Origin of the sequence: Mesorhizobium sp. M7A.F.Ca.US.006.04.2.1, assembly GCF_004022915.1 — a bacterium.
Lineage (GTDB): Bacteria > Pseudomonadota > Alphaproteobacteria > Rhizobiales > Rhizobiaceae > Mesorhizobium > Mesorhizobium ciceri.
On the sequence record NZ_RZQA01000836.1, the window covers coordinates 1 to 2799 of the forward strand.

At 62.7% G+C, this 2799-nt stretch carries 3 protein-coding genes and 2 pseudogenes; 4 read left to right on the forward strand and 1 reads right to left on the reverse strand.

Going from position 1 to position 2799, the window contains the following annotated elements; translation table 11 throughout:
- The 4 genes and pseudogenes from EN925_RS30850 to pqqE form a co-directional block, all read left to right on the forward strand.
- Positions 1-247, forward strand: a pseudogene (locus EN925_RS30850) (pyrroloquinoline quinone biosynthesis protein B); the annotation flags it as partial.
- A complete protein-coding gene (gene pqqC / locus EN925_RS30855; protein ID WP_013532076.1) occupies positions 244-1002 on the forward strand; it encodes a pyrroloquinoline-quinone synthase PqqC in 759 nt (252 codons plus the stop codon). The pseudogene EN925_RS30850 and the gene pqqC, both read left to right, overlap by 4 nt.
- Positions 1002-1295, forward strand: a complete 294-nt coding sequence (gene pqqD, locus EN925_RS30860; protein WP_032808964.1) for a pyrroloquinoline quinone biosynthesis peptide chaperone PqqD — start codon at positions 1002-1004, stop codon at positions 1293-1295. Before pqqC ends, pqqD begins: the two co-directional genes overlap by 1 nt.
- Positions 1292-2413, forward strand: a complete 1122-nt coding sequence (gene pqqE, locus EN925_RS30865; protein WP_127368066.1) for a pyrroloquinoline quinone biosynthesis protein PqqE — start codon at positions 1292-1294, stop codon at positions 2411-2413. The genes pqqD and pqqE overlap by 4 nt, the downstream gene beginning before the upstream one ends.
- Positions 2414-2432: 19 nt before the next feature.
- Here the strand turns inward: pqqE and EN925_RS30870 are convergent.
- Positions 2433-2799: pseudogene (locus tag EN925_RS30870) on the reverse strand (hypothetical protein); the annotation flags it as partial.

A 2799-nucleotide genomic window follows, 5' to 3' on the forward strand; every position in this document is an offset into this window, starting at 1 on the left:
GGTCTACACCGACGACGAGATGATCGTCGCCGGCGTCGGTCAGAAAACCGGCGCGCGCATGGGGCATCTGGCGATCTCGGGAGAATTGGGTTCGATTGCAGGCTTGGCCAATGTGAAGGTCGGCCGTCGCGTCTTCGTCCACATCAACAACACCAACCCCATCCTTGACGAGAGTTCCGCCGAACACGCGGCGGTCAAGGCGGCAGGCTGGGAAATCGCAAACGACGGTATGGAGATGGAATTTTGAGCGACTTCCGCGATGCAGCCAAAGGCGGACTCTCCACGAGCGCTCTCGAAGCCGTGCTGAGGCAGGTTGGCGCCGAGCGCTATCACAATCGCCATCCCTTTCACCACAGGATGACCAGCGGCGCGTTGTCGAAGGCCGAGATGAAGGCCTGGGCGCTGAACCGCTATTGCTATCAGGCGGTCATCCCACGCAAGGATGCCATGATACTCGTACATGCCGAGGATCCAGCGTTTCGTGCCGCGTGGCGCAAGCGGATCGAGGATCATGACGGCGAGGACGGCTGGAGCGGCGGCATCGCGCGCTGGCTGCATCTGGCAACTTCGCTCGGCCTGGACGCCGAGGCCGTGAAGAGCGAAAGGCTGGCACTGCCGGCGACACGCTTCGCGGTGGGCGCTTACCTTTCCTTTTGCACAAACCGGACGCTGTTCGAGGCGGTCGCGTCCTCGCTGACCGAGATGTTCTCGCCACTCATCATCGGCGAGCGGGTGCCGGCAATGCTGGCCAAATACGACTACATCACCGAGGATACGCTGGCCTATTTCAAGCAACGGCCCGAACAGGCCTCGCGTGACGCCGACTTCGCCCTTGCCTACGTGCTCAGCCACGCCGATACGGCGGAGCGCCAGCAGCAGGCAATCGATGCACTGGTGTTCAAATGCGATATACTCTGGGCCATGCTTGACGCGCTTCAACACGCCTATGGCGAGCAGGGAAACATACCGCCCGGCGCCTTCCAGCCCGAGGCAGCCCTATGATGGCGCTGCGCGAAAGAGCTGTGGTGTCGTTGCGATCGGTACCTTCGCTGCCGAAGCACGTGCGCATACAATACGATCCCTTGCGGCAGGCATTCGCCGTGCTTTCACCGGAAAAGATATTCTGGCCGAACGATGTCAGTCTCGACATATTGCGACGCTGCGATGGACGGTCCACGGTCGGCGACATCATTGCCGGCCTTGCCGCCGATTATGAGGCCGAACAGGAGGCCGTGGCGACCGACGTCATCGCCTTCCTGCAGGAATGGTCGGACAAGCTGCTGGTGAGGCTATGAGCACGCCCCTCCTCCCTCCAATCGGCATGCTGGCGGAACTGACGCATCGCTGCCCGCTGCAATGCCCTTATTGCTCCAATCCGCTCGAACTGCTCAAGGCCAATCGCGAACTCGACACAGAGACCTGGCTCGCCCTGTTCTCGGAGGCCGCCGATCTCGGCGTGCTCCAGGTGCATCTGTCCGGTGGCGAGCCGACACTGCGCCGCGACCTCGCGCAATTGATCGCCGGGCTTGCGGGGCGCGGCGTCTACACCAATCTGATTACCGCGGGCGTTGGCATCGTCGAGGGCCGTATCGAGGCATTTGCCGAAGCCGGTCTAGACCATCTGCAACTGAGCTTTCAGGGCGCGCGGCCGGCGACCACGGATCGCATCGGCAACCACAAGGGTGCCCACGAAAAGAAGCTGGAGACGGCACGCCGCGCGCGCGCGGCCGGTCTGCCTCTAACCATCAACGCGCCGATCCATCGCCATAACATCGAGGAGGTGCCGGAATTCATCGATCTCGCCCTTTCGTTGGGCGCGGAGAGGCTCGAGATCGCCAATGTGCAATATGCCGGCTGGGCGTTGACCAATCGCGATCAACTGATGCCGGAGCGTGAAGCGGTCGATAGGCAGGCGGAGATCGTCGCGGAGGCACAGGAGCGGTTGGCCGGCATCATCAACATCGATTTTGTGACGCCGGACTATTTCGCGATCTATCCCAAGCCGTGCATGGGCGGCTGGGCGCGGGACGCCTTCATGGTGACGCCTGACGGCACCGTACTGCCCTGCCATGCCGCACAGACGATCCCGTCGCTCAGCTTCGAGCGTTTCGAACCACGCAGGCTGTCCTCAATCTGGGCCGATTCGCCGGCGTTCAATGCCTTTCGCGGTACGGACTGGATGCAGGAGCCATGCCGCGGCTGTGAGCGGCGCGAGATCGACTGGGGCGGCTGCCGCTGCCAGGCGATGGCGATCGCCGGCGATGCCGCTGCAACGGACCCGGCTTGCGCGAAATCGCCGATCCATGCTCGCATGGCAATGCTGATCGACGAAGCCAAGCGCATTGCCACAGTTCCTTCGAGAGAAGAAGCATTCGTCTACCGGCGGATCGGTGCGGTGACCGAATCCGCCTGACCTGGCGAGAAAGCGCTTCTCACCCCCTCGGCAAGACGCGTAGCGTCTGCTCGTCAAACAATGGCTCGTCCTGGCCGATGCGCACAAAAAGCAGGCTGTACCCCTCACCCGCGGGCACCTCGAAATACTGCATGCCGTCAGGCATTTCACCCCAGTCGCCGCAGGGCGGTTCGGGAATCTCGTCGGAGCTGGCAAGTGCTTTCAGCTCTTTCGCATAGGCGGCGTCGGGGCTGAATGTGTAGCGTTTGACGCCGGCGGGTACCGTGCCCTCGGTGTAAGGCGCCAGCACACAGCGGGCGCTGACGGCCTTGTCGGTCTTTTCCAGGAACAGGCGCTGCAACGCAGCCTCGGCGGTTTCGCCAGGCTTGATGTCAAAGACCTCGACA